The following is a 23,346-nucleotide window of genomic DNA, read 5'->3' as shown; positions in this document are numbered from 1 at the left end:
ACGCCCAAACGTAGGCTTTTACAGCGTTCTTGATGTTAGGTTTCTTAACATTAGAGGAAAATGATATTGACACTTCTTTTTTCTTAGTTTATATTAATCCACATACTAAAAGTGCAAGAAACAGGGGAATGTGGGATATGAACAAATTGGTAAAAACATCGGTGCTACTCTCAACCGCAGTGATTTTGGGATCAGCAGTTGCACCGTTGGCAGCAAACGCCGCAACATATAAGACGATTAACTGGCAAGAAACATCGGACTTGGGAACGATGGATCCGTCAAAGGTGACGGCTTCAGTAGACTTCGACGCTTTGCAAGCTACGGGTGAAGGTTTGTACCGCTATGGGCAAGATGCAAAGCCTGAATTGGCATTGGCTGAATCAGTACAAAAGTCAGATGATGGTTTGACATATACGTTTAAGTTGCGCCCAGACTTGAAGTGGGCTAACGGTGAACCACTCACGGCACAAGACTTTGTTTATGGTTGGCAACGTACGAATGATCCAAAGACGGCATCGCAATACGCTTACCTATTCTCAGGTATTAAGGGTGCCGACGACATCCAATCTGGTAAGGATAAGAACTTGAATGATTTGGGTGTTAAGGCTGTTGATGACACAACATTGGAAGTTACATTGGATAAGCCAATGCCACAACTTGAATCAATTTTGACAATGGCGCCATTCTATCCACAAAGCCAAAAGTTTGTGGAGAAGGTTGGTAGCAAGTACGGAACTGCTTCAAAGTACACATTGGCATCTGGACCATATGTTCAAAAGGGTTGGACTGGTTCAAACAACAAGTACTCATTGGTAAAGAACACCAACTACTGGGATGCTAAGGCTGTTAAGACACCAAAGGTAAGCATCCAAACGATTAAGGATCAAAACACAGGTTACAACTTGTATAAGGCTGGTAAGCTAGACTTCACCAACTTGTCACCTGATCAAGTTAAGGCTTCAAAGAAGAATAAAGCTTACAAGGTTATCCCACAAGCAACAACGTTCTATCTTGAGCTGAACGAGAAGAAGGTTGCCGCCTTGAAGAATGTTAAGATTCGTCAAGCATTGTCATACGCCATCGACCGTAAGACAATGTCAGAAAAGATTTTGACAGGAACAGCCACGCCAGCAACGACGTTGACGCCACAAAACTTGGCGAAGGATCCAAATACTGGTAAGGACTTTGCAAAGTCAGCTGCAGTAAAGGGTGCTATCTCATACGACAAGGCTAAGGCAAAGAAGTTGTTTGCTGAAGGGTTGAAGGAAGAAGGCAAGAAGAAGTTGAACTTGCAAGTCTTGACTGATGACACAGACGGCGCAAAGCGTACAGCACAATTCTTGCAATCACAACTACAAAACTTGTCAGGTTTGAAGGTTTCAATCAAGACGGTACCGTTCAAGCAACGTTTGGCATTGTCAGAAGACAAGAACTTTGACGTGGTTATCTCAGCTTGGGGAGCTGATTACGCAGAGCCTTCAACATTCTTGGATTTGTTCACATCAGAATCAACGTTTAACAACGGAAGCTGGGCAAATGCAGATTACGATAACGCTGTGAAGGCAGCCTCAACGACTGATGTAACTGATGAAAACAAGCGTTACGACGATTACAAGACGGCTGAGCAAGCAATCGAGAAGGATGCCGGCGTGGTGCCTTTGTACTACCGTTCATTGGCAACGTTGTCACGTCCTTCAGTTAAGGAAGTTGTCACGAACCCAGTTGGTGCACAATACGACTGGAAGTGGGCATACAAGAAGTAAATAGTAACAAAACATTAAAGGGCAATGGCACAGTGAGGCTATTGTCCTTTTTCGTTGGTTGGTGGTGTGTGTCGACGCACCAAAAATTCTTTTTGAACAAATTGTGAAATCGCTTGCACGTAAAACTGCAACCGCTTACAATGTACTTTGTTAATTAATGAGCAATAAAGTATCTTTTAGGAGTATTGATATGTCAGAAAAGTTGGTTATGGCCTTGGTTGGCTTCGGTAACAGTGCAAACCGTTACCACTTGCCTTATTTGTTGGAAAATGAAAACGTTCAAATTAAGACGATTTACACGCCGTCTTTGAACAAGCGACCTGAAGATCAAGCTGCTTTGGAAGCACGTGGGATTGTCTTCACGGATGATTTGGATCAAGTGGTTAATGATTCAGAAATCCAATTTGTTTCTGTTATTACGCCAGCACCATCGCACTTTGAATTGGCAAAGCGCTTGTTGGAAGCCGGTAAGAACGTGATGGTTGAAAAGCCATTCGTGACATCAGTTGCCGAGGGTAAGGAACTGATTGCATTGGCTAACGAAAAGGGATTGTTGATTACGCCATTCCAAAACCGTCGTTTCGATGGTGAGTTCATGGAGTTGCAATACATCTTGGACCACGGTTTCATTGGTGAGCCAATTGAGTTCGAGTCACACTTCGACTACTTCCGTCCAGGTGCTGCTTCAAACCCAGGTACGCAAATTGATGGTGCCTTCTACGGTTACGGTGTCCACCCATTGGACCAAATCATCAAGTTGTGGGGTAAGCCAGAAGCGGTTGCGTACGACATTAAGTCAGTGACGAACCCTGAAGGTGTTGACGATAACTTTGAAGTTAACATGTACTACGGCAAGTTGCGTGCTAAGTTGAAGACGAGCTTCTTGGTTGCTGATCAATATCCTAAGTACATCTTGCACGGTACAAATGGTTCATTCATTAAGTACGGTATGGATGCACAAGAAAACGATATTTTGGCTGGTATCTCACCATCAGAGCCTAACTTCGGTGCTGACAACCCAGATAACTACGGCGTGATTAAGTACATCAACGCTTACGGTGATCCGGTTGAGCACAAGATGGAGACACCACGTGGTAACTATGGTTTGATGTACCAAAACTGTGTGGATGTGATTTTGCACGGTGCTGAGAAGGAAGTTACCGACGAACAAATCTTGACGCAATTGGAAATTTTGGACGCTGGCTTCAAGGAGCAAGGTCCACACATCCAACACTTTGCCTAAAACGAGGACGACAGAATGATTAAGATGATTTTGGATTGTGACCCAGGTCACGAAGATTTCTTCGGTTTGATGTTGGCATTGGCAAACACGGACAAGGTGGAAATCAAGGCGGTTTCAACAACGGTTGCATACCAAACAGTTGAAAACGTACAAAAGAATGCCATGAAGGCGTTGACGCTTTTGGGACGCACGGATATTCCGGTAGCCCACGGTGCAGCTAAGCCATTGATTGAGCCATTCGGTCTTGCTGACAACTGGCGTGAGTTTACAGGCTTGGACGGGACTGGATTCCCAGAGCCTGGCTTCGAGCCTTCAGAACTAGCCGGTATCGACTTGATGGCAAAGACGTTGCGTGAGGCCGACGAGCCAATGGTTATTGGTATCAGTGGTCCGGTGACGAACGTGGCCTTGTTGTTGGCGGCACACCCAGAATTGCACAGCAAGATCGAAAAGATTGTGTTGATGGGTGGGGCGATTAACACGGGCAACCGTTACCCAGGCGTTGAATACAACTTCTCAATCGATCCAGACGCGGCTAAGATTATTGTGAACAGTGGTGTGCCAGTGGTGATGATTACGCGTGATTTGACTGAGCAAGGTGTGATTTCATCTGAGACAGTTGCGAAGATGCGCGCAATTGAAAACCCAGTGGCCCAAGCTGCGGCTGATTTGATGGAAAACTACGGTGACTTTAGTAACCCAGATGTGCCGGTGGTTTTGAATGACCCTGAAGTGATTGCATACTTGATTGACCCATCAATGTTTGCTGGTAAGGCGTACTATGTTGATGTGGAAACACAAGGTCAATTGACGCGTGGTCGTTTGGTAGTTGACCAACATAACATGACAGGTGAGCCAGCCAATGCTGAGTTGATGACAACCCTTGATAACGATAAGTTTGTGGCATTGATTTTGGACTCTTTGGCTAAGTATTAATCAATCGTAGAACGGGTGTTAACAGTTAACGCCTTGTCTAGAACATAGTCCCCCATTACCGTATAATCTGCGGTGTGGGGGACTTTTTACTATGGGAAAGTATGTGTTCGAAGAGATTTATAAAGAGTTACAAATGCAGATACGAAATGGGACGTATCAAAGTGGGATGCCATTGCCGAGTGAATCAGATTTGGGGACTCACTATGAATGTGGGCGGGAAACGATTTGGCGCGCGTTGCGGTTATTGGAAATGGACGGTCTGATTACCCGGCGAAAAGGGCGAGTGGCGCAGGTTGCTGAACAACCCGTTTACGCGGTACCAGTTAGCAAATTGATGCAATTATCGGAATGGCAAATTGCAAACAATGTGTCGTTGACGGCCGAGCTATGTGTAATTGATGAGGGTGAAATGCCACTTGATATCATTACAGTGTTAAAGCTAGAACGAGCACGCCTACCAACGATTTACGTTGGCGTGTTAAAGTTGCTGAATGGTCAGCCAATGGCCTTAGAAGAACATTTTGTGATGCCGGAATATGCACCAAAGTTGAATGACTTAATGAACGCGGCGACGATTGAACGCTTTTACCGTCGTTTCGGGATTCAAACGAGTCATGCGGTGCGACATATTGTCTTAGGGGTCGCAACAGCTGCACAGGCTGAGATATTGAAAATCGCACCTGGTTCAGCAGTGTTTATCCAGCAAGCGGTTATGTTTGATCGTCACTCAGCTGTTATGCAAATTCAGAAAACAATTTTTGTTGGTGAGCGATGCCGTTTCGTAGAGGTGGCACAATCATGAAAACGATTCGCTTTAAAATGACGCCAACTGAAATTAAAGCCGGCCGCCGAAAGGTATTTTCATGGCAAACGCAATCGTTACAGGCTACCTATCTAGCAGTGACTGAATGGTTGTGCCATGAAGCGGAGATTGAACAAGTCATTATCGTCAATGAATGCCTGAAAGAACAGAATCGCGTCATTTGGCGGCTTGTCACTGAAGTGTGGCCACATGCCTGGATGGTGCGACTGAACCTATCCGTGGCAATCGCTGGCCAGTCACAAAAGGATTTGCTAGAAGATGCGGTTTGGACGCGACGGACAGGTAATGCAATTTCCGTTGCAGACGGGCCTGATCTGGCGTGCGGATGGGAATTACTGGTCAATCAAGAGCACCTCTTAATTAAGCCGGCGCCAGGTGAAATTTGGCTGGCGGTTGAAGATATGCGGTGGGGGTGTCACTTAACGAGCTATGAACATCAATTAACTAATGGTGATTGGTTATCAGTCAGCATGTGTGTCTTACGTGAATTTGAGACTGGGCGCCCAATCGCCCGTCGATTAACCATCACAGGAACAACCACGATGCAATTACGTGTGCCGGCAACTGACATTGATTACATCGAGACGAATGGGTTGATGCACGCAACTACTGAACATGGGATGATTACGCATAAACCCATCAATGGACGTCCATTAACGGTCGTCCAATTTTTTTTGGAGGGGCCACGGTGTCGTTTTGATGTGTTAGCAAGTCGAAATCAGGTGCGGTGGCGTGAATTTTGGGCACAATTGCAGCTTAATGCGACGAAAGAATTTGGCTGGCTGAGAAATGCCCGATGGACGTTATATCGTTGTCGGCAAACCTTGTCTGAGGATGCTTTCGTGCAACTGTTGCACGAGACACCAACAGATATGACAGGCGATTTTTATCAATCTGTTCCTGATGGGGATGGACCACATCGCATTAGTGGTTTGCTGAAATGGTTGTCTGGTGGCTACCTAACTAATGACCATTTTGTCTTGCAAGGCATACCTGCTAAACCCATTCTAGGGCAATGGTGTTTTTCGTTGGTCGGCGTGGAGGGTCAACGCTTAGATTTTGAGGTGGCAGCTGGTAAAATGCGAGTACGGCCGACGCGTACAATGACCGTTAAGACAAATACGAATGAGATTGTATGCCGGCGCCAAAAATACACGACTATTTGGAAAAGCTTATAAGTAGTAGAATAAGTATTCGAAGCGTAGAATTGGGTATATATCTATGTAAAGGAAACCTTTACAAAACTGTGGTACGACATTTACATAGATTAGGGATAATAATTCTAGTAGCAGAAGATATTAGGAGGCGTTCGTTATGAAGCGCAGTTGGTTGATAAGTGCCGCAATCGTATTGGTTGCGGGAGGCCTATTGACTTGGGGATACGCATCGCGCGAAACAAACAGTGGCGTGAATATCACGGCTGTTGGATCAACCGCATTGCAACCACTTGTTGAAGCCGCCGGGGAAGATTACGCCGGCAAAAACATGGGAGTTTTCGTTAACGTGCAAGGTGGTGGAACTGGTACCGGATTGGCACAAGTTCAACAAGGAGCCGTTGACCTTGGAAACTCTGACATGTTTGCGGAAGAGAAGAATGGTATCGATGCTGACAAGTTGGTTGACCACAAGGTTGCCGTTGTTGGTATCGCCCCAATGATTAATAAAGAAGCAAACATTACAAATTTGACACAAAATCAATTGATCGACATCTTCACAAAGAAGGTCACGAATTGGAAGCAAGTTGGCGGTGCTGACTTGCCAATCGTTCTGGTTAACCGTGTTGCAGGTTCTGGAACGCGTGCCACATTTGAAAAGTGGGGCTTGAAGGGTGCTGAATTAGCCGATGCCCAAGAGCAAGATTCTTCAGGTATGGTGCGTTCGATCGTTTCAACGACACCTGGGGCTGTTTCATATGCAGCCTTTGCTTACTTGGACGACACAATTTCAGTTCCAACGTTGGATGGTGTTGCTGCCAACGATACGACAGTAAAGACTGGTAAGTGGCCAATTTGGTCATACGAACACATCTACACGAAGGGTAAGCCAAATAAGGAAGTGCAATCATTCTTGAATTACATTAATTCTGAGCACATCCAAAAGACGTTGGTTCCCCAATTGGGATACATTTCAATTCACGATATGAAGATTTCTCGTTCAATGGACGGAAAGATTACAGCTGTAAATTAAGGAGTGTGGGAACATGGATGACATCCGTGAATCACTATTAAAGCAATCAGCAGCAACACGTAAGGACCGTTTTGGTCGTTACTTGTCACTCGGCGCTTTGTTGCTGATTGTCGTTGTTGTGCTATCAATTTTCTGGTTCGTTGCTTCAAAGGGTTTGGCAACGTTCTTCGCTAATAAAGTAAATATTTGGGATTTCTTGACTGGTACCAAGTGGGCGCCAGGTCAAACAGATGCTAATGGGCACCCATACGTTGGAGCGGCCCCAATGATTGTTGGGTCATTCTTGGTAACGTTGATTTCAGCTTTGATTGCAACGCCATTTGCCATTGGAACGGCAGTCTTTATGACTGAAATCTCACCCAAGCGTGGGGCTAAGATTTTGGGACCGGTTACCGAATTGTTGGTTGGTATCCCATCAGTTGTTTACGGATTTATTGGATTGTCAGTGATTGTACCAGTGATGCGTCACCTATTTGGTGGGTCAGGATTTGGAATCCTAGCCGGTGCAATGGTGCTGTTTGTCATGATTTTGCCAACGGTAACATCAATGACGGTTGATACCTTGAAGTCAGTGCCACGTCACTACCGCGAGTCATCATTGGCTTTGGGTGCGACGCGTTGGCAAATGATTTATAAGGTTATCTTGCGTGCTGCGACGCCAGGTATTTTGACGGCCGTTGTCTTCGGAATGGCACGTGCCTTCGGTGAAGCCTTGGCCGTACAAATGGTTGTTGGTAACGCCGCATTGATGCCACAAAACTTGACATCACCAGCCGCAACATTGACGTCTGTTTTGACGCAAGGTATCGGAAACACGGTTATGGGATCACTTGAAAACAACGCTTTGTGGAGTTTGGCATTGATTCTATTGTTGATGTCATTGGTCTTCAACTCAGTTATCCGTGCTATTGCTAAGAAGGGAGCCATGTAATATGAACGCTAAGCAAGCGAATAAGATTGCCAGTGCTGTGCTTTATGCAATTGCCGGCTTCGTTATTTTGATTTTGGCTGCCTTGTTGGGTTACATCTTGTATCAAGGTGTCCCACACTTGTCATGGCACTTTTTGACGTCACCAGCGACGGCCTTTACCGCCGGTGGTGGAATCGGTATTCAACTATTTAACTCATTGTACTTGTTGATTATTACGATGATTATCTCATTCCCAATTGCTTTGGGAGCGGGAATTTACTTGAACGAATATGCTAACAAGAAGAGTCGTGTGACGTCTTTGATTCGCACGGCCATTGAAATTTTGTCATCATTGCCATCAGTTGTGGTTGGTTTGTTTGGTTTCTTGTTGTTCGTTGTGCAATTCAAGCTTGGCTTCTCAATTTTGTCAGGTGCGATTTCATTGACGTTCTTCAACTTGCCATTGCTAACACGTTCGGTTGAAGAGTCATTGCGTACGATTCCCGATTTGCAACGTGAGGCGGGTGCTGCGTTGGGATTGTCACGTTGGGAGACGGTTGGTCACGTTATTTTGCCAGCTGCGTTGCCATCAATCGTGACAGGTGTTGTTTTGTCAGCTGGACGTGTGTTCGGTGAAGCTGCCGCTTTGATTTACACGGCCGGACAATCAGCCCCAGCATTGGACTTTACGGACTGGAACCCATTCAACGTTTCAAGTCCATTGAATATTATGCGTCCAGCCGAAACGTTGGCTGTTCACATTTGGAAGGTTAATTCAGAAGGTATCATGCCAGATGCGGCTGCCGTTTCTGCTGGTGCATCAGCTGTTTTGATCATCGCTGTCTTGTTGTTCAACTTCTTTGCTCGTTACTTGAGTGGTGTGTTGTACAAGCGTTTGACGGCTACGAAGTAAGAAAGAGGACATTGTCATGGCTGAAGAGCAACATTTGATTTTTGATGAGGAGCAACCAGAGCGCTACGTCTACGACATGGACGAAGATAAGCACGAGGTCGCCCTCTCAACGAAGGACTTGCAAGTCTTCTACGGTGATAAGTTGGCCTTGCAAGATGCCGATTTGAAGTTTGAACGCTATAAGATTACATCGTTGATTGGTGCATCTGGTTCAGGTAAGTCAACGTTCTTGCGTTCGCTAAATCGTATGAACGATGACGTGGCTACGGTTAAGGGAAACATCATGTACCGTGATGTTGACATCAACTCAAAGGATGTCGACGTTTATGAAATGCGCAAGCACATCGGCATGGTGTTCCAACGTCCTAACCCATTTGCTAAGTCAATTTATGACAACATCACGTTTGCCTTGAAGCAACACGGCATGCGTGATAAGGCGCAACTTGATGAAATTGTTGAGACGTCATTGAAGCAAGCTGCTTTGTGGGATGAAGTGAAGGATGATTTGAACAAGTCGGCTTTGTCACTCTCAGGTGGACAACAACAACGTTTGGTTATTGCACGTGCAATTGCGATGAACCCAGACATTTTGTTGATGGACGAACCATCATCAGCGTTGGATCCAATTTCATCAGCGAAGATTGAAGATACGTTGATGCAGTTGAAGGAAAAGTACACGATTATTATCGTGACGCACAACATGCAACAAGCAGCGCGTATTTCAGATTACACAGCCTTCTTCAACATGGGAAAGGTTGTTGAATACGATTTGACTCGTAAGATTTTCACGCGTCCAAAGGTCCAATTGACAATTGACTACGTGAACGGAAACTTTGGTTAAGAGAGGCATAACTCAAATGGCAGAAAAAATTTTGACAACTGAAAACGTGCGTCTCTACTACGGTGAAAAGGAAGCCTTGCACGGCATTAACTTGGATTACGATAAGTACGGGATTACGGCATTGATTGGACCTTCTGGGTCAGGAAAGTCAACGTACTTGCGTGCCTTGAATCGTATGCACGATTTGACGGATAACGTGACGGTCAACGGTACGTTCTTGTTCAAGGGGCAAGATATTTACGCGCCAACAACTGACACCGTTGAGTTGCGTAAGGACATCGGTATGGTGTTCCAACAACCAAACCCATTCCCATTCTCAATTTATGATAATGTCGCCTTTGGGTTGCGTATTTCAGGTGAAAAGAACAAGGCTGTTTTGGATGAGATGGTGGAAACGTCATTGAAGCAAGCCGCTATCTGGAATGAAGTGAAGGATGACTTGCACAAGTCGGCGTTGTCACTATCAGGTGGACAACAACAACGTGTGTCAATTGCCCGTGCTTTGGCAACCTCACCAGAAATCTTGTTGTTGGACGAACCAACGGCTGCGTTGGACCCAGTTTCAGCCCACGCGGTTGAGAACACATTGATGCAATTGCGTGATAAGTTGACGATGATTATCGTGACGCACTCAATGGCGCAAGCATCACGTATCTCAGACCGCACGGCGTTCTTTATGAATGGTGATTTGATTGAAGCTGACGATACGAAGAAGATGTTCTTGGATCCTGCTAAGAAGGAAACGCAAGACTACATCTCAGGTCGCTTCGGATAGTCTTGTGATATACTGAATTAACAAATTAACAGAAAAACGGGGAGATAAGTCATGCGTCAATATTTTGATGAAGAACTTGCAGACTTGGACACGTCATTTAAGGAGATGGGCTTGCTCGTTTCTGAGACGCTAGAAAACGCTGTTCAAGCATTCTTGGATCACAATCGCCAAGCTGCACAAGAGATTATTGATGGCGACAAGGCAATCAACCAACGCGAAATCGCTTTGGAAAAGAAGACTTTCGAAATGATTGCATTGTACCAACCGGTGACGACTGATTTGCGTGAAATTGTGACGGTTTTGAAGGCTGTTTCAGTTTTGGAGCGAATTGGTGACAACGCACGTAACATTGCGCTTTCAACGATTTACGTGAAGGGTAACAAGCGTGTGGCCGCAATTGAAGAAAAGGTCGGTATGACTGGTTCAACAGTTGCAAAGATGGTTTCTGATGTGTTGGATTACTACGTGAATGATGATGCTGTTTCAGCTGAAGCCATTGCGCAAGTTGCCATGTCAGTATCAGATGTTACGGGTGAAATCCGTGAGATGGCCATCGATGCCATGAAGTCAGATCCAGAATTGGTAACGGCTTCAACTGATTACTTGGTTGTTGCTGGTTACTTGAAGCGTACGTCAGATTATGTGACGGACATCGCTGAGTGGATTATCTACAAGCGTACGGGTAAGATTGTTGAATTGAACCCAGGTATGTCATCATTTATCTAACAGATTGATACGAAAGAGTCGACGCCATTAGCGTTGGCTCTTTTTGCGTTTTTAGGTTAAACTTAATTTAGCGTCTTGCGTCAATATGAAAGACAAACTAACTTCAGGAGAATCCGCACATGAAAAAAGTGACAAAAGTAACCCGTCAGCGGAAGCCCGGGCGTTATAACGTTTATTTAGATGACGAATTTGCGTTGGCTGTAGATGAAAAAATCCTGATTAAATATAATTTGTTCAAAGATACCGAGCTGGAAGATGAGGATTTAAAAGAAATTGAGGCGGCTGAGTTTGAGCAAAAGGCCTATACCAAGGCGTTAGTTTATGCCACAGGCCGTATGCGCTCTAAAATGCAGGTCATTATTAAGTTGAAGGAATTAGAGATTCCGGGGGCAGTGATTGCTAAGGTTATTGATCGACTTGAAGCAGCTAATGTCATTGATGATGCGCGTTTTGCTGAGGAGTACGTGCGTAGCGCTATCCATTCTGGGAAGCTCGGGCCACGGGGCGTTAAAACGAAGCTGCAGCAGCTCGGGATTGATAAGTACTTTATTGAAGATGCCTTAGATGAGTACACCGCTGAGGATCAAATTGATCAGCTGGATGAAAAAGTTGAAAAGTTGATGATTAAGTACCATCGTCAATCGCATTTCATGGCTGAACAAAAGACCAAACAAAAGTTGGCGCAACTTGGATATGACAGTCGTTTAGTTAATCAAGCACTGAAAGCTTATGAAGCCTCGATTGAAGAAGACCCTGATCAAGAATGGGAAAATCTTGATCGTGACGCTAGTTCGGCAGCTAACCGTTATCGCCAATACGAAGGTTGGGAATTTAAAAAACGGCTGAAGGCGGCTCTTTTTCGTAAGGGATATGACTTGTCTCTTGTGGATAAGTGGATAAAGGAATTTGAACAAAACTCGTAACAATATACAGAGTTTTGCATAACAAACGTCTGAATACGATGCATAAACATTCAATAATATAGTCTGAGCCCAAAACACCAGTGCGTTATAGGTAGTAGCGTGATACAATAAAAAAGAATAATTTGGTGAAAGGCCGTAAAAGGGGCTCAGATAATGAAAGATAGTCGACTACCTCGGGAAGGCGACTTTATTACGATCAAGAGCTACAAGCATGACGGCAGTTTGCACCGAACTTGGCGTGACACGATGGTCCTTAAGACAAGTGAAAATGCAATTATTGGTTTGAACGACCATACATTGGTGACCGAAGATGACGGTCGTCGATGGGTAACACGAGAACCTGCAATTGTTTATTTTCATCGTAAATACTGGTTCAACATCGTCGCGATGATACGAGATAATGGGGTGTCTTATTACTGCAATCTTGCGTCTCCGTTTGTTTTAGATAAGGAAGCATTAAAGTACGTTGATTACGATTTGGATGTTAAGGTTTTTCCAGATGGTGAGAAGCGTTTACTTGATACGGATGAGTATGAATTGCACAAGGCACAATGGCATTACCCAGCAGATATTGATTTTATCGTAAAGGAGCATGTAAAAATCCTTGTTGATTGGATCAATAAGCACCAGGGCCCATTTTCTGATGAGTACATCGACTTGTGGTATCGCCGATACTTGGAAATCAAGCGTCGCAATGATCGTTAGTCGCAATATGTTAAGGGAGCAACGCAAATGGAGACTATCCATAAGCGTTGTTTTTCCTTTATAATGGACGTAATAGCGTATTAGGGGAATAAAATGAAAAAGAAGATTATCATCGTCATTGTATTAATCGTGGCGTTTGCAGCTGGTATATTTGGTTACCAAACGTTTAACAAAGGTCAGGGGTACGAAGCGAATATTCGTAATGCCCACGCTGCGTTGAATGAACAAGATTGGCAGTCGGCCAAGGCGTATTATCAAGCCGCCCAAAAGGATAAAGTTTCTGTTGAAGGGCGTACAGCACTTGAGCAATTAAAAATTGCGATTTCGGCACAAAAGAAGGCTGATAAGCATGACTGGCACGAGGCATTGTCATTGTATAAGTCAGCCACGGCGGTCGATGGTGCTATTAGCATTGTGAACAAGAATGTGAAGGTTGCGATGAAACAAGTGAATGCGACACGTGCATCAATTAAGGCATCTTCAGCCTCATCAAAAGCGGCTGCTGAGTCGTCAAAAGCTGCCTCGGTGTCTGCCTCAATGGCTTCAGCATCGTCAAAGGCAGCCTCTGTTGCTGCTTCTCAATCATCTGCTGCGGCCTCATCAAAGGCGGCCTATTCATCATCTGTAGCTGCGGCTAATTCAGCCGCGGCTTCGTCAAGCGCAGCTGCTGAAAGCAATTCGGAAGCCAAGCAACCTAATGATGTGCCAGGTGATCGCCCAATGGATTCGGCTGATGTTGCAGCAGCGCGTAATCAGTGGCTCGGTTTGGGTTATGATGTTGCAAATGTTTCAACGGATGAGATGCAGGTTGCCATGAATAAAGTCATTGATGGGCACGGTGCGCTGTCAATGGAACAAGTGGCTGACCAAATGGGCTGGAAAAAGAAATAATCAATAGAAATACAATGTATATAAGAACGGTTGTGGTGTTGAATCATAGCCGTTTTTTCGTTATACTAAATTGTTAAGATTTTTAAAGAATCACTAAATAAATTAAGAAATTAAGGCGATAAAAATGGCATCATTACAAGAGGAAATGCAAACGCGCCGCACGTTTGCGATTATTTCCCACCCCGACGCCGGTAAGACGACGATTACTGAGCAATTGTTGAAGCTTGGTGGTGTAGTTCGTGAAGCTGGAACGGTTAAGGGACGTAAGGGAAACTTTGCAAAGTCAGACTGGATGGAAATCGAGCAAAAGCGTGGAATTTCCGTAACATCATCTGTTTTGCAATTTGATTTTGACGGAAAGCGCATCAATATCTTGGATACTCCAGGACACGAAGACTTCTCTGAAGACACGTACCGTACGTTGATGGCGGTTGATTCAGTTATCATGGTGGTCGACTCTGCAAAGGGTATCGAGCCACAAACGAAGAAGTTGTTCGAAATTGTTAGTGAACGTCACATTCCAATTTTCACATTCTTCAACAAGTTGGACCGTGATGGTCGCGATGCCTTGGACTTGGTTGATGAATTGGAGTCAACGTTGGGAATCAACGCCTACCCAATGAATTGGCCAATTGGATCAGGACAAATTTTGGCAGGATTGTTTGATTTGTATCACAACAACGTTGAAGTATTCCGTCCAGAATCAGAAGCGGCCCGTTTCTTGCCTTTGAACGAAGCTGGCACTGATTTGGCAGAACCGAACAAGTTGCAAGATAACCCACTTTGGGCTGAAACACGTGACGAAATTGAAATGTTGAAGGACGCCGGAAACCAATTCGACGAGCAAGCAGTGATGAACGGTGAGTTGACGCCGGTCTTCTTCGGTTCAGCCTTGCAAGGCTTCGGAATTGAAACGTTCTTGCAAACGTACATGCAATTCGCACCAGCGCCTTCAGCTAAGAACACGGTTGATGGTGAACAAGTTGAACCTGGTAATGAGCAATTCTCAGGATTCGTCTTCAAGATTCAAGCGAACATGAACCCTAACCACCGTGACCGAATCGCCTTTGTGCGTATCGTATCCGGTGAGTTTGAGCGTGGTATGGATGTGACGTTAGCACGAACGAATAAGAAGATCCGTTTGTCTAACGTGACGCAGTTTATGGCTGATACGCGTGAGAACGTTGAGAATGCTTATCCTGGTGATATCATCGGTGTTTATGACACAGGTAACTTCCAAATCGGTGACACGATTTTCGCTGGTAAGAAGGCGGTTGAATTTGAAGAATTGCCAACGTTTACACCTGAATTGTTCATGCGTGTTCACGCTAAGAACGTTTTGAAGCAAAAGTCATTCCACAAGGGTGTGACGCAATTGGTTCAAGAAGGAACAATTCAAATGTACACGGCCTGGGATTTAGGGGATTATATCCTTGGTGCCGTTGGTGCGTTGCAATTCGAAGTTTTCCAATTCCGTATGGAAAATGAATACAACACGGAAGTTAGTTTGGAGCCAATGGGTTCAAAGATTGCACGCTGGATTAACCCAGAGCAACTTGACCCACGCATGGCTTCATCACGTAATTTGCTAGTACGTGACCGTGCGGAGCAACCAGTATTCTTGTTCGAAAACCAATTCGCAGAACGCTGGTTTAAGGATAAGTACCCAGATGTTGATTTGGAGGAAAAGCTATGACACTTTTGATGCCGATGGCACCGAACACATGGCTAATGGGGTTTGAAATCTTCGCTTTGATTTTGATTGTACCGACAGTAATGTATTTTGCTGGCCACCGTATCTTGCGACCATTTCCAGTTTTGTTTAACGCATTGCACTGGATTTTCGGGGCATATATGATGTACGTATTCGTAGCTGGCGTTTCAACTTTGATGTTCGGATAATATAAGTACAAGTTAGAGTTCGCATTTTGTGAGCTCTTTTTTGTTTACTCTGGATGTATGTTAAACTTAACCTAATAAGAAACCGGAGGACACGACTATGCCTGACATGGATCCACACGTACAAGCGGCCGTTTACGGGACGCCAAAGATTAACCCTGATGAACAAAATCACTATTTGGGCACGTTTCGCGAGCGTATCTATGTTGCGCAGACGCGTGCAACCTTTGGTGATGCGAAATACATGCCAACTTGGGAGGCACAGATCAAGGACCATAAGGATGCAACATTGCTATTAAACGGGCATCTTGATATGGAATTGTTGACGCCGTACATCAAGTTAGCATCTAAGTACAATGTTGGCTTTACTCTGAAGTCAGATGATGTTTACGATCGTTCAGATGTTGTTGCGGTTTTGACGGCTAAGGAAGCTGTTAACATCACACAAATTGACGTGGTGGCACTAACATTGGAAGATGATGAAGAAAAAACGACGGTGCCAGATGCTCCGCAGAAGCCTTGGTACAAAAAGTTGTTTGGATAATAAGAAAGAAGGTGAAGCAGCGTGCAACAACCACTTGCGTTTCGCATGCGGCCCCGAACGATTGATGAGATTGTTGGTCAGCAACATCTAGTTGGTGAGGGCAAAATTATTAATCGCATGGTGACGGCTAAGATGCTATCATCAATGATTTTATATGGACCACCGGGCACGGGTAAGACAAGTATTGCCAGTGCAATTGCAGGTTCAACTAAGTATGCGTTTCGTATTTTGAATGCCGCAACTGATAGTAAGAAAGATTTGCAAATCGTGGCCGAAGAAGCCAAGATGTCTGGGACGGTTGTTTTGTTGCTAGATGAGATTCACCGTTTAGATAAGACAAAACAAGACTTTTTGTTGCCCCACCTTGAGAGTGGGCGCATTGTGTTAATCGGTGCCACTACTGAAAATCCATATCTTTCGATTTTGCCGGCTATTCGATCACGTACACAAATTTTTGAAGTTAAGCCACTGTCTGAAGAGGATATGAAGACGGCCATTCAGAGAGCTTTGACGGATAAGGAACGTGGCTTGGGCAATTTTGATGCGGTGCTGGATGATGATGCAGAGCGTCAATTAGTTTATGCGACGAACGGTGATTTGCGTTCGGCGTTAAACGGATTGGAGCTGGCGGTTAAGTCGACGGCGCCGAGCGAAGATGGTAAGGTGCACATTACGTTGCCGATTGTTGAAGAGACGGTGCAACGTAAGGCGTTGACGGCTGACAAAGATGGGGATGGTCACTACGATGTTATCTCTGCTTTGCAAAAGTCAATTCGTGGTAGTGATACTGATGCGGCCTTGCACTATTTGGCGCGTTTAATCGAAGCTGGTGATCTGCCGATCATTGCGCGTCGCTTGCGTGTGATTGCCTACGAGGATATCGGCTTGGCAAATCCGGCAGTTGCAGCACGTGCCGTGACGGCCATTGAAGCGGCTGAAAAACTTGGCTTCCCAGAAGCACGTATTCCGTTGGCCAATGCGACAATTGAACTGGCATTGTCACCGAAGTCGAATTCAGCCTATACTGCAATCGATGCGGCGTTAGCTGATGTGCGTAAGGGCGGAACTGGTGATGTGCCGGATCATTTGCGTGATGCGCATTACAAGGGTGCTGAAAAACTGGGGCACGGTGTGGAATACGTTTATCCACACGGTCATCCCGGCGATTGGGTACCGCAACAATATTTGCCAGATAAACTTAACGGGGCGAACTATTTCGTGCCGGCGGGAAATTCTAAGGTTGAGCAAGCCTATAAGGAACAGTACCAAAAGTTGCGTGACGCTCAGAAAAATGGTTTACGTTAACTACTGCTTTTTTGCACTTGGGAGCGTATAATAACGGTATGCGAATTCCTTGGACGTACGCATGATTCCTACTATATGTAGTCGCTTTACAACCATATTGCTCGGGGATGTCGGGAAGCCGGCGAGGCAAGCTATTTCACTTAGTAGCCGCTAAAGCTGACTTATTCACCCACTTACCTATAATCTGGAGCCGACTTCATTGTGAATCGTTAACGGCGCCAATCAAGTGTTCGTGCGCTACTACGGTTCGCCCTGGTAGCGCTTTTCTTTTGCAATTAATTATTTGAGATAGAGGATGAATGAAATGGGCATCATCATTATGTATATTGTCTTTGCGTTATTGATTGGCGCGATGGGCATTTATCTACTAACACACCGTCAAGGCTTTTTGAACTTGTCGGCATCCCAAGCGCGTATGCCAGCAACATTTTTCGGTTGGTTCTTCACGCTTGATGCATTGGCGTTGATTGTTAGTGTTGTATTGCATGGTTCAGAGCCATTGCCAGCCGGTATCTTTGTTATCTTGGCAACGATCCTAACGACAGTCTTGGCCGTTGTGGTGACATCACGTTTGTTTAAATAGTCATACTTTTTATGTGGCATCTGTGAAATCTTCACAGGTGCTATTTTTTTAGGCATGGTTTATTTATCAAATTTATTACAAATGGCGTATAATGAGCATATAGGCAAATAGCCGATTAGAGGAGGAACTATCATGGCTGATACTAATGTAAACTACAAGAACATTTTGATTCCAGTTGATGGATCAAAGGAAGCTGAAGCTGCTTTGGGGAAGGCAATTCAAGTTGCATTGCGTAATGGGGAAGACGCTAACTTGCATATTTTGCACGTTATCGATACACGCGCATTCCAAAACGTAACGGACTTCAAGACGACGATGGTCGAGCAAGTTGCTGAAACTGCCAAGAAGACTTTGGAAACTTACTTGCAACAAGCTAAGGATGCTGGTGTTAAGAACGTGGACTACACGATTGAGTACGGTTCACCAAAGGACATTATCGCGCACCAAGCGCCTGAAAAGATGAATGTTGATTTGATTATGATTGGTGCTACTGGTTTGAACGCCATTGAGCGCTTGTTGATTGGTTCAGTTACTGAATACGTAACGCGTACAGCAAATGTTGATACGTTGATTGTTCGTGCTAAGTAAAGAACCCTATGAGGTCGGGACATTTTTGTCCCGGCCTTTTATTATATATATCAGAGTGGGGCTGTCGGAGGGCTTAGACCAAAAGTTGCTGTCATAAATAGGATTAGGTCGTCGGTAGGTGTTTAATCTGTTACAATGGAAGTAATATTAACAGTTTATTAGAGATGGAGTAGCTGACATCATGAATGATACAAAAGTAAATTTAGTGGCCTCAACGTTGACAAACAGTTTGGGGACAACGGTGATTGGTCATGCGACGCCGGCTTCAGTGATTAACGTCAAGTATCCAAATGGGAAATATGACTCACTAGTGTCTGATGAAAATGGTGAGTTCATTGCGAAGGCACCATCGGACCTATACGATGGTGATATTATTGTCGAAGCTAATTTGCCTGGGAATCCAGCTTCACAAGAGCGTGTCGTGTTGACGATTGATTTGCCAGCGCCAGTGATTACGGCGGTTATTTCAACACAAGGTGATAAGCGTTTGCTGGAAGGGCGCGTTAACCAATTGGACGTTGATGTGACGGTTAAGTTGGCTGGATCAGATGAAGATATTTTTCTGCTTGTGGACAAGGGCCTTGAATTTGAACTTGAATTGCCAGCAGACACAGTACCATCCCAGGTTGAAGTACGAGCAAAGAGTCGCCGTTCTGGTAAGGATGGTGTAGCAACAGTTAGTGTTGGTGTGACCACTAAGACTTTGACGATGCCAGCATTGACTGATGAGATGATTGCGGAATACGTTGCGCAAGAAAAGGCAGCTAAGGAAGCTAATGAAGCTGCGAATGCTGCAATTGAAGCGGATAAGCAACCTAAGCCATTTGAGCCTGCAGCTGAAACAACGCCGGTCGACATCCCTGAAGAACCAGTTTCCGAAGAGGAGTCACGTGTTGTTCGCCAACATGAAAAGTCATCAGGACTGTTTGGGTTCTTCTCAAAGTTGTTTGGTGGTAAGTAACTATACGAAAAAAGACCGGTATCATAGCGATACCTGAACTGAACCCCATGAGTTGGAGCAAATCTAACTCATGGGGTTTTTGTATGTTTTCAAAAGAAATTCAAATAGAAGCAGTTTCTCTGTACCTCAAAGGTGTACCGACTGTTGAAATACGCAAGAAATTCGGAATTAAGGGATCATCAACGCTTGGAATCTGGGTGGACTCCATAAAACGTGACGGAGTATATGGAATTAAAGATTCCCATAGAAAGCAGACAAGTTATCCGTATTCCTTTAAAATCAAGGTAATTAATTGGCGACTTACACATCACGCGTCTTATCCTGTAGCAGCGAGAAAGTTCAGGGTGACTAGCCCTTCGTTGATTTGGCAGTGGGAACGTGCGTTGGAGTCTGGTCGGCTAAAACCTGATAAACGAAGGCGGAAACGAACTATGAATAAGCAAGAACACGACAAGATCAAGAAGCTCGAAGAAGAGAATGAACTACTTCGAATTAAGGTAGCCTACTTGGAAAAACTCGAGGCCTTAGCTCAGGAAAAGAAGAAATTACAAACCAAGACAAAGCGGTAGTAATCACTGTGCTAAGGCAAGAGTTGAAGTGCAAGTTGAAGCTGCTTCTTCAAGTAGCCGAGATGTCTAGCAGTAGTTATCATGACGCGTGCAAGCGTGCGTACAAGGAGTATCCACGTGAGTTAATTGATGAGATTATATCAATTCGTGATGACAACCCGGACTACGGTTACCGTCGTGTCACACAAGAGCTTCGTAATCGTGGCTTCAACACCAACCATAAGGTTGTGCTGAAAATTATGAAGATGAACGGGCTTCTCTGTACTGCTTTCAACCGTCTGACACGGAAGTACAATTCTTACGCCGGCACTGTCGGACATATCTCACCGAATCGTGTAAACCGTCGGTTCACAACGGATCGACCATATCAGAAGGTTCTCACCGACGTCACTGAAGTCCGTTGGGGATCAGGCACGATGGCTGAACGTGCTTATTTCACCGCCTATATTGATGTTTATAGTGGTGAGATTCTCACTTGGAATATCGATATTCATCCAACTGTCGAGTTCGTCACAAAGCCATTAGATGAGCTTCTACAAAATAGGCCAGAATTGAATTATCGAATGACAATTCACTCTGACCAAGGTTTCCAATATCAAAATTATGAGTATGTATCACGGCTAAAGACTAACCGTGTGTTCCAAAGCATGAGTCGCAAAGCGACATGCCTAGATAACGCAATGGCTGAGAGTATCTTCCACATCTTGAAGGTAGGAACGGTACATAACAACCACTATCAAAGTTATGACGAATTAAAGTCCGCCATAACTAACTATGTCTATTACTACAACAATAAGCGGATAAAAACAAAACTGGCCGGAAGAACTCCGGTTCAATACCGAAATCTTTCCGACCAGTTAGCCGCTTAAACTTCACTCCAATTTTTGGGGTTCAGTTCAACCGGTCTTTTTTTAACGCTGACGGTTTATACCCCCTCAGGGATTCGAACCCTGGACCCGCGGATTAAAAGTCCGTTGCTCTAACCAGCTGAGCTAAGGAGGCGTCAACTACTATATTATGCACTAGGGAGGGCAGAATAGGCAAGCTGTTTTGTGATAGAATGTTTAAAGTATTAAATAAGAGAGAGGACTAGGTTATGTCTAAGCATAAACGCGCAATAATTTCAGGCATTGTTCTGTTGGTTGGTATTTTGGTTATCTTTGGTTTGGTAGCAGGTGGTGGAAATGAAGACTCATCATCAAAGGGGCAATCCGCATCAAAGAAGCAAACGACCGAAAAGAAGGCAACATCCTCTTCAAAAGTTGCAGCGAAGAGCTCAAGTGCAAAGGCATTTGATGTAAAGGCAATTTTGAAGGAGAACAAGTTAGCGCCGACGGTTTTGTCATCAGAGATGTCAAACGGTACAGTGAAGGTTGTCTTGCAAGACGATACGAAGCAGGACTTTGATACATATACAAACGCATATGCGTCTGCTACGGTCACGGTGGTACAAGCTGCTGCTAAGGCAGGCAACATCCAAAACGTTTGCATCGCACGTCAGGTTAAGCTACAAGATGGAACGGAATATGCAGTTGCTAGTTTCTGGACTGGTGATCAGCTAAAAAACGCGGCGTCACTGGGGGATGCTAAGCAGGCCAACATGAAGGATACCTTGTTAGCATCAAGCCGCTACTATATCGGCGGTTCTGTTTGGGCGACGTTCTCACAACAACAAAAGAACGATTACACGAATCACCAACAAGGTGGCCAACAACAAGATGAAAACCAAGACTTTACCAACTGGGTAACGGCTGGAACGGTTAAGAAGTAAACGAAAACGGGCAAGCACTGCAAAGGTGCTTGCCCGTTATTTGTTTTAGAACAACATGCTAAAAATTGAAATGTACATCAAGGCTGCACCGCCCAAAACGAACAAGTGCCAGTAAACGTGGCTCATTGGTAGTTTGGGGATGAGGTAAACGCCTGCTCCTAGCGTGTAATACCACCAGCTAACAACAAGTTGAACGCAAATGGCGTCAATGAGGCGTGCAATGCTGGAAAAGCCAAGATGATTAGCCAACCCATGATGACGTATATCAAAACTGACAGCCATGGCCAACGTCCAACAAAGAACAAATCATAAATGATACCTGCGATGGTCAAGACTAGGATCGTAATCCAAATTGGCCAACCAACTTTGCCTGGTAGGAATAGCCATGTGTAGGGTGTATAGCTACCAAGGATGACAAGATAGATGCCTGAGTGATCAAGGAATTGGAAAATCTTACCCGCTTTGGTGAAAACTAATGCGTGGAAGAGCGTTGATGCGAGCAAGAAGGTGATGATTGAGATGGCATAAATCCATAATGCTGCCATTGTGAACCAGTTGAAGTTCGCGTGCATACTTTCCCAAAGTAGTAGTGTTGCGCCAACGACAGCGGCTAGAACGCCTAAACCGTGGGTGACAGCGTTTAATGTTTCGTATGTAATTAGGTATTTACGGTTTTCTTTTGTTAGGATTGGCATGACTAAATCCCCCTGATTTCTAATTGATAAGTATAGTATAACCTTAACATCTAGTGTTGTAAACTAGATGAGCTGGATATGACTGTTTAGGTAGTGCCAGGACTGGATTTCTTGTATACTGGATAGCGTTGAAAAGGGGAGTGGAAGCAATGATGACAGTTTTGAAAGGTATGATGATTGGGTTCGCGTTTATCGCCCCAATCGGTATGCAAAATTTATATGTGTTTAATAATGCCATGAATAATCGCCTCCGTCGGGCTTTCCTAAACGTGTTGTTTGTTTGGTTAGCCGACGCTGCCTTTTCGATGGCAGCATTCTTTGGTATGGGCGCATTAATCAGTTCCCATGAAATGTTGAAGCTGATTGTCATGCTACTCGGTGGCTTGTTGGTTATTTGGATTGGCTATGGCATTCTGCGTGGTGCCAACTCAGTGCAATTAAATACACAGCAAAATGCCATGACAATGAAGAAGGCCATGATAACAGCAGTGATTGTGTCATGGGCCAATCCACAAGCGTTGATTGATGGCTCGTTGATGCTTGGTGCATTGCGCGGAACGCTGGCCGACAATCAAGTTTGGCCATTCATCATCGGCGTTATTACCGCTAGTTTTATTTGGTTCAATGGTATTACAATCACCATGAATTTGCTGAAAGAACGTTTGCCAAAGCGTGCGCTGGTCTGGGTGAATATTGTTTCTGCCTTCATTGTGATTGGGTACGGTTTGTACCTATTATATGAAGCGGTTGGAATGTTATTCTTCCACTAAATCTGATATACTGGATTCAGTGATA

At 44.7% G+C, this 23,346-nt stretch carries 25 protein-coding genes, 1 tRNA gene and 1 pseudogene; 25 read left to right on the top strand and 2 right to left on the bottom strand.

Annotation, left to right across the window (positions count from 1 at the left end):
* Positions 1-137: 137 nt before the first annotated feature.
* The 23 genes from OIT45_RS03180 to OIT45_RS03070 all read left to right on the top strand — a co-directional run bounded on the left by OIT45_RS03180 (position 138) and on the right by OIT45_RS03070 (position 20,954).
* Entirely contained in the window at positions 138-1,763 is a 1,626-nt protein-coding gene (locus tag OIT45_RS03180) for a peptide ABC transporter substrate-binding protein (RefSeq protein WP_199404038.1), read from the top strand.
* A 190-nt stretch (positions 1,764-1,953) separates the two neighbouring features.
* Positions 1,954-3,006: an oxidoreductase gene (locus OIT45_RS03175; RefSeq protein WP_112464668.1), complete on the top strand. Its 1,053-nt coding sequence runs from the start codon at positions 1,954-1,956 to the stop codon at positions 3,004-3,006.
* A 15-nt stretch (positions 3,007-3,021) separates the two neighbouring features.
* Positions 3,022-3,942, top strand: coding sequence for a nucleoside hydrolase (locus OIT45_RS03170; RefSeq protein ID WP_199404037.1), 921 nt, complete (start codon positions 3,022-3,024; stop codon positions 3,940-3,942).
* Positions 3,943-4,033: 91 nt separating this feature from the next.
* Complete coding sequence (locus OIT45_RS03165; protein ID WP_264339861.1) at positions 4,034-4,744, top strand: GntR family transcriptional regulator; 711 nt, start codon at positions 4,034-4,036, stop codon at positions 4,742-4,744.
* A complete protein-coding gene (locus OIT45_RS03160) occupies positions 4,741-5,943 on the top strand; it encodes a hypothetical protein (protein ID WP_199404036.1) in 1,203 nt (400 codons plus the stop codon). The genes OIT45_RS03165 and OIT45_RS03160 overlap by 4 nt, the downstream gene beginning before the upstream one ends.
* A 136-nt stretch (positions 5,944-6,079) precedes the next feature.
* The gene (locus OIT45_RS03155; RefSeq protein ID WP_264339860.1) at positions 6,080-6,952 is read left to right on the top strand and encodes a phosphate ABC transporter substrate-binding protein PstS family protein; all 873 of its coding nucleotides are present in this window, start codon (positions 6,080-6,082) and stop codon (positions 6,950-6,952) included.
* A gap of 13 nt (positions 6,953-6,965) precedes the next feature.
* Positions 6,966-7,883, top strand: a complete 918-nt coding sequence (gene pstC / locus OIT45_RS03150) for a phosphate ABC transporter permease subunit PstC (protein WP_003608881.1) — start codon at positions 6,966-6,968, stop codon at positions 7,881-7,883.
* A 1-nt stretch (position 7,884) separates the two neighbouring features.
* Entirely contained in the window at positions 7,885-8,775 is an 891-nt protein-coding gene (gene pstA / locus OIT45_RS03145) for a phosphate ABC transporter permease PstA (RefSeq protein WP_056973049.1), read from the top strand.
* A 16-nt stretch (positions 8,776-8,791) separates the two neighbouring features.
* The gene (gene pstB / locus OIT45_RS03140) at positions 8,792-9,616 is read left to right on the top strand and encodes a phosphate ABC transporter ATP-binding protein PstB (protein WP_135797322.1); all 825 of its coding nucleotides are present in this window, start codon (positions 8,792-8,794) and stop codon (positions 9,614-9,616) included.
* 16 nt (positions 9,617-9,632) lie between these two features.
* Positions 9,633-10,391: a phosphate ABC transporter ATP-binding protein PstB gene (pstB, locus tag OIT45_RS03135; protein WP_161691176.1), complete on the top strand. Its 759-nt coding sequence runs from the start codon at positions 9,633-9,635 to the stop codon at positions 10,389-10,391.
* Between the two features lie 51 nt (positions 10,392-10,442).
* Positions 10,443-11,117 carry a phosphate signaling complex protein PhoU gene (gene phoU / locus OIT45_RS03130; RefSeq protein WP_264339859.1) on the top strand — a complete coding sequence of 225 codons (675 nt, stop codon included), beginning with the start codon at positions 10,443-10,445 and terminating at the stop codon, positions 11,115-11,117.
* 119 nt (positions 11,118-11,236) lie between these two features.
* Positions 11,237-12,040 carry a RecX family transcriptional regulator gene (locus tag OIT45_RS03125; protein WP_264339858.1) on the top strand — a complete coding sequence of 268 codons (804 nt, stop codon included), beginning with the start codon at positions 11,237-11,239 and terminating at the stop codon, positions 12,038-12,040.
* 153 nt (positions 12,041-12,193) lie between these two features.
* On the top strand, positions 12,194-12,745 hold the full coding sequence (locus tag OIT45_RS03120; RefSeq protein WP_135797325.1) for a DUF402 domain-containing protein: 552 nt from the start codon (positions 12,194-12,196) through the stop codon (positions 12,743-12,745).
* Between the two features lie 93 nt (positions 12,746-12,838).
* On the top strand, positions 12,839-13,636 hold the full coding sequence (locus OIT45_RS03115; RefSeq protein WP_199404034.1) for a hypothetical protein: 798 nt from the start codon (positions 12,839-12,841) through the stop codon (positions 13,634-13,636).
* A 124-nt stretch (positions 13,637-13,760) separates the two neighbouring features.
* Complete coding sequence (locus tag OIT45_RS03110; protein ID WP_264329912.1) at positions 13,761-15,332, top strand: peptide chain release factor 3; 1,572 nt, start codon at positions 13,761-13,763, stop codon at positions 15,330-15,332.
* Entirely contained in the window at positions 15,329-15,538 is a 210-nt protein-coding gene (locus OIT45_RS03105; protein WP_135797328.1) for a hypothetical protein, read from the top strand. Before OIT45_RS03110 ends, OIT45_RS03105 begins: the two co-directional genes overlap by 4 nt.
* Before the next feature lie 97 nt (positions 15,539-15,635).
* On the top strand, positions 15,636-16,079 hold the full coding sequence (locus OIT45_RS03100) for a YueI family protein (RefSeq protein WP_199404032.1): 444 nt from the start codon (positions 15,636-15,638) through the stop codon (positions 16,077-16,079).
* Positions 16,080-16,100: 21 nt separating this feature from the next.
* Positions 16,101-17,384, top strand: coding sequence for a replication-associated recombination protein A (locus OIT45_RS03095; RefSeq protein WP_135797330.1), 1,284 nt, complete (start codon positions 16,101-16,103; stop codon positions 17,382-17,384).
* 295 nt (positions 17,385-17,679) lie between these two features.
* Entirely contained in the window at positions 17,680-17,967 is a 288-nt protein-coding gene (locus OIT45_RS03090; protein ID WP_237667651.1) for a hypothetical protein, read from the top strand.
* Positions 17,968-18,099: 132 nt separating this feature from the next.
* A complete protein-coding gene (locus OIT45_RS03085) occupies positions 18,100-18,555 on the top strand; it encodes a universal stress protein (RefSeq protein WP_003609204.1) in 456 nt (151 codons plus the stop codon).
* A 181-nt stretch (positions 18,556-18,736) separates the two neighbouring features.
* Positions 18,737-19,516, top strand: a complete 780-nt coding sequence (locus tag OIT45_RS03080; RefSeq protein WP_199404031.1) for a hypothetical protein — start codon at positions 18,737-18,739, stop codon at positions 19,514-19,516.
* Positions 19,517-19,599: 83 nt separating this feature from the next.
* Entirely contained in the window at positions 19,600-20,085 is a 486-nt protein-coding gene (locus tag OIT45_RS03075) for a helix-turn-helix domain-containing protein (RefSeq protein ID WP_087043610.1), read from the top strand.
* A gap of 8 nt (positions 20,086-20,093) precedes the next feature.
* On the top strand, positions 20,094-20,954 hold the full coding sequence (locus tag OIT45_RS03070) for an IS3 family transposase (RefSeq protein ID WP_264329911.1): 861 nt from the start codon (positions 20,094-20,096) through the stop codon (positions 20,952-20,954).
* Positions 20,955-21,013: 59 nt separating this feature from the next.
* Here OIT45_RS03070 and OIT45_RS03065 read toward each other — a convergent pair.
* Positions 21,014-21,087 (bottom strand) — tRNA-Lys (locus tag OIT45_RS03065).
* Positions 21,088-21,181: 94 nt separating this feature from the next.
* Between OIT45_RS03065 and OIT45_RS03060 the strand changes: the two genes are divergently transcribed.
* The gene (locus tag OIT45_RS03060; RefSeq protein ID WP_135797333.1) at positions 21,182-21,856 is read left to right on the top strand and encodes a hypothetical protein; all 675 of its coding nucleotides are present in this window, start codon (positions 21,182-21,184) and stop codon (positions 21,854-21,856) included.
* A gap of 45 nt (positions 21,857-21,901) precedes the next feature.
* Here OIT45_RS03060 and trhA read toward each other — a convergent pair.
* Positions 21,902-22,551, bottom strand: a pseudogene (gene trhA, locus OIT45_RS03055) (PAQR family membrane homeostasis protein TrhA).
* A 149-nt stretch (positions 22,552-22,700) separates the two neighbouring features.
* Here trhA and OIT45_RS03050 point away from each other — a divergent pair.
* The gene (locus tag OIT45_RS03050) at positions 22,701-23,321 is read left to right on the top strand and encodes a LysE/ArgO family amino acid transporter (RefSeq protein WP_199404982.1); all 621 of its coding nucleotides are present in this window, start codon (positions 22,701-22,703) and stop codon (positions 23,319-23,321) included.
* Positions 23,322-23,346: the final 25 nt, after the last annotated feature.

The sequence above is a fragment of the Weissella sp. LMG 11983 genome (genome assembly GCF_025908495.1).
GTDB lineage: Bacteria > Bacillota > Bacilli > Lactobacillales > Lactobacillaceae > Weissella > Weissella fermenti.
This window is presented reverse-complemented; position numbering and strand designations above follow the sequence as displayed.

Coding starts and splice junctions, on each gene's coding strand:
- pstB (WP_161691176.1), top strand. CDS start 9,633: ATGGCAGAAAAAATTTTGACAACTGAAAACGTGCGTCTCTACTACGGT.
- OIT45_RS03120 (WP_135797325.1), top strand. CDS start 12,194: ATGAAAGATAGTCGACTACCTCGGGAAGGCGACTTTATTACGATCAAG.
- OIT45_RS03115 (WP_199404034.1), top strand. CDS start 12,839: ATGAAAAAGAAGATTATCATCGTCATTGTATTAATCGTGGCGTTTGCA.
- OIT45_RS03060 (WP_135797333.1), top strand. CDS start 21,182: ATGTCTAAGCATAAACGCGCAATAATTTCAGGCATTGTTCTGTTGGTT.
- OIT45_RS03160 (WP_199404036.1), top strand. CDS start 4,741: ATGAAAACGATTCGCTTTAAAATGACGCCAACTGAAATTAAAGCCGGC.
- OIT45_RS03125 (WP_264339858.1), top strand. CDS start 11,237: ATGAAAAAAGTGACAAAAGTAACCCGTCAGCGGAAGCCCGGGCGTTAT.
- pstB (WP_135797322.1), top strand. CDS start 8,792: ATGGCTGAAGAGCAACATTTGATTTTTGATGAGGAGCAACCAGAGCGC.
- OIT45_RS03155 (WP_264339860.1), top strand. CDS start 6,080: ATGAAGCGCAGTTGGTTGATAAGTGCCGCAATCGTATTGGTTGCGGGA.
- OIT45_RS03105 (WP_135797328.1), top strand. CDS start 15,329: ATGACACTTTTGATGCCGATGGCACCGAACACATGGCTAATGGGGTTT.
- OIT45_RS03100 (WP_199404032.1), top strand. CDS start 15,636: ATGCCTGACATGGATCCACACGTACAAGCGGCCGTTTACGGGACGCCA.
- pstA (WP_056973049.1), top strand. CDS start 7,885: ATGAACGCTAAGCAAGCGAATAAGATTGCCAGTGCTGTGCTTTATGCA.
- OIT45_RS03090 (WP_237667651.1), top strand. CDS start 17,680: ATGAATGAAATGGGCATCATCATTATGTATATTGTCTTTGCGTTATTG.
- pstC (WP_003608881.1), top strand. CDS start 6,966: ATGGATGACATCCGTGAATCACTATTAAAGCAATCAGCAGCAACACGT.
- OIT45_RS03075 (WP_087043610.1), top strand. CDS start 19,600: ATGTTTTCAAAAGAAATTCAAATAGAAGCAGTTTCTCTGTACCTCAAA.
- OIT45_RS03165 (WP_264339861.1), top strand. CDS start 4,034: ATGGGAAAGTATGTGTTCGAAGAGATTTATAAAGAGTTACAAATGCAG.
- OIT45_RS03050 (WP_199404982.1), top strand. CDS start 22,701: ATGATGACAGTTTTGAAAGGTATGATGATTGGGTTCGCGTTTATCGCC.
- OIT45_RS03080 (WP_199404031.1), top strand. CDS start 18,737: ATGAATGATACAAAAGTAAATTTAGTGGCCTCAACGTTGACAAACAGT.
- OIT45_RS03180 (WP_199404038.1), top strand. CDS start 138: ATGAACAAATTGGTAAAAACATCGGTGCTACTCTCAACCGCAGTGATT.
- phoU (WP_264339859.1), top strand. CDS start 10,443: ATGCGTCAATATTTTGATGAAGAACTTGCAGACTTGGACACGTCATTT.
- OIT45_RS03110 (WP_264329912.1), top strand. CDS start 13,761: ATGGCATCATTACAAGAGGAAATGCAAACGCGCCGCACGTTTGCGATT.
- OIT45_RS03175 (WP_112464668.1), top strand. CDS start 1,954: ATGTCAGAAAAGTTGGTTATGGCCTTGGTTGGCTTCGGTAACAGTGCA.
- OIT45_RS03170 (WP_199404037.1), top strand. CDS start 3,022: ATGATTAAGATGATTTTGGATTGTGACCCAGGTCACGAAGATTTCTTC.
- OIT45_RS03085 (WP_003609204.1), top strand. CDS start 18,100: ATGGCTGATACTAATGTAAACTACAAGAACATTTTGATTCCAGTTGAT.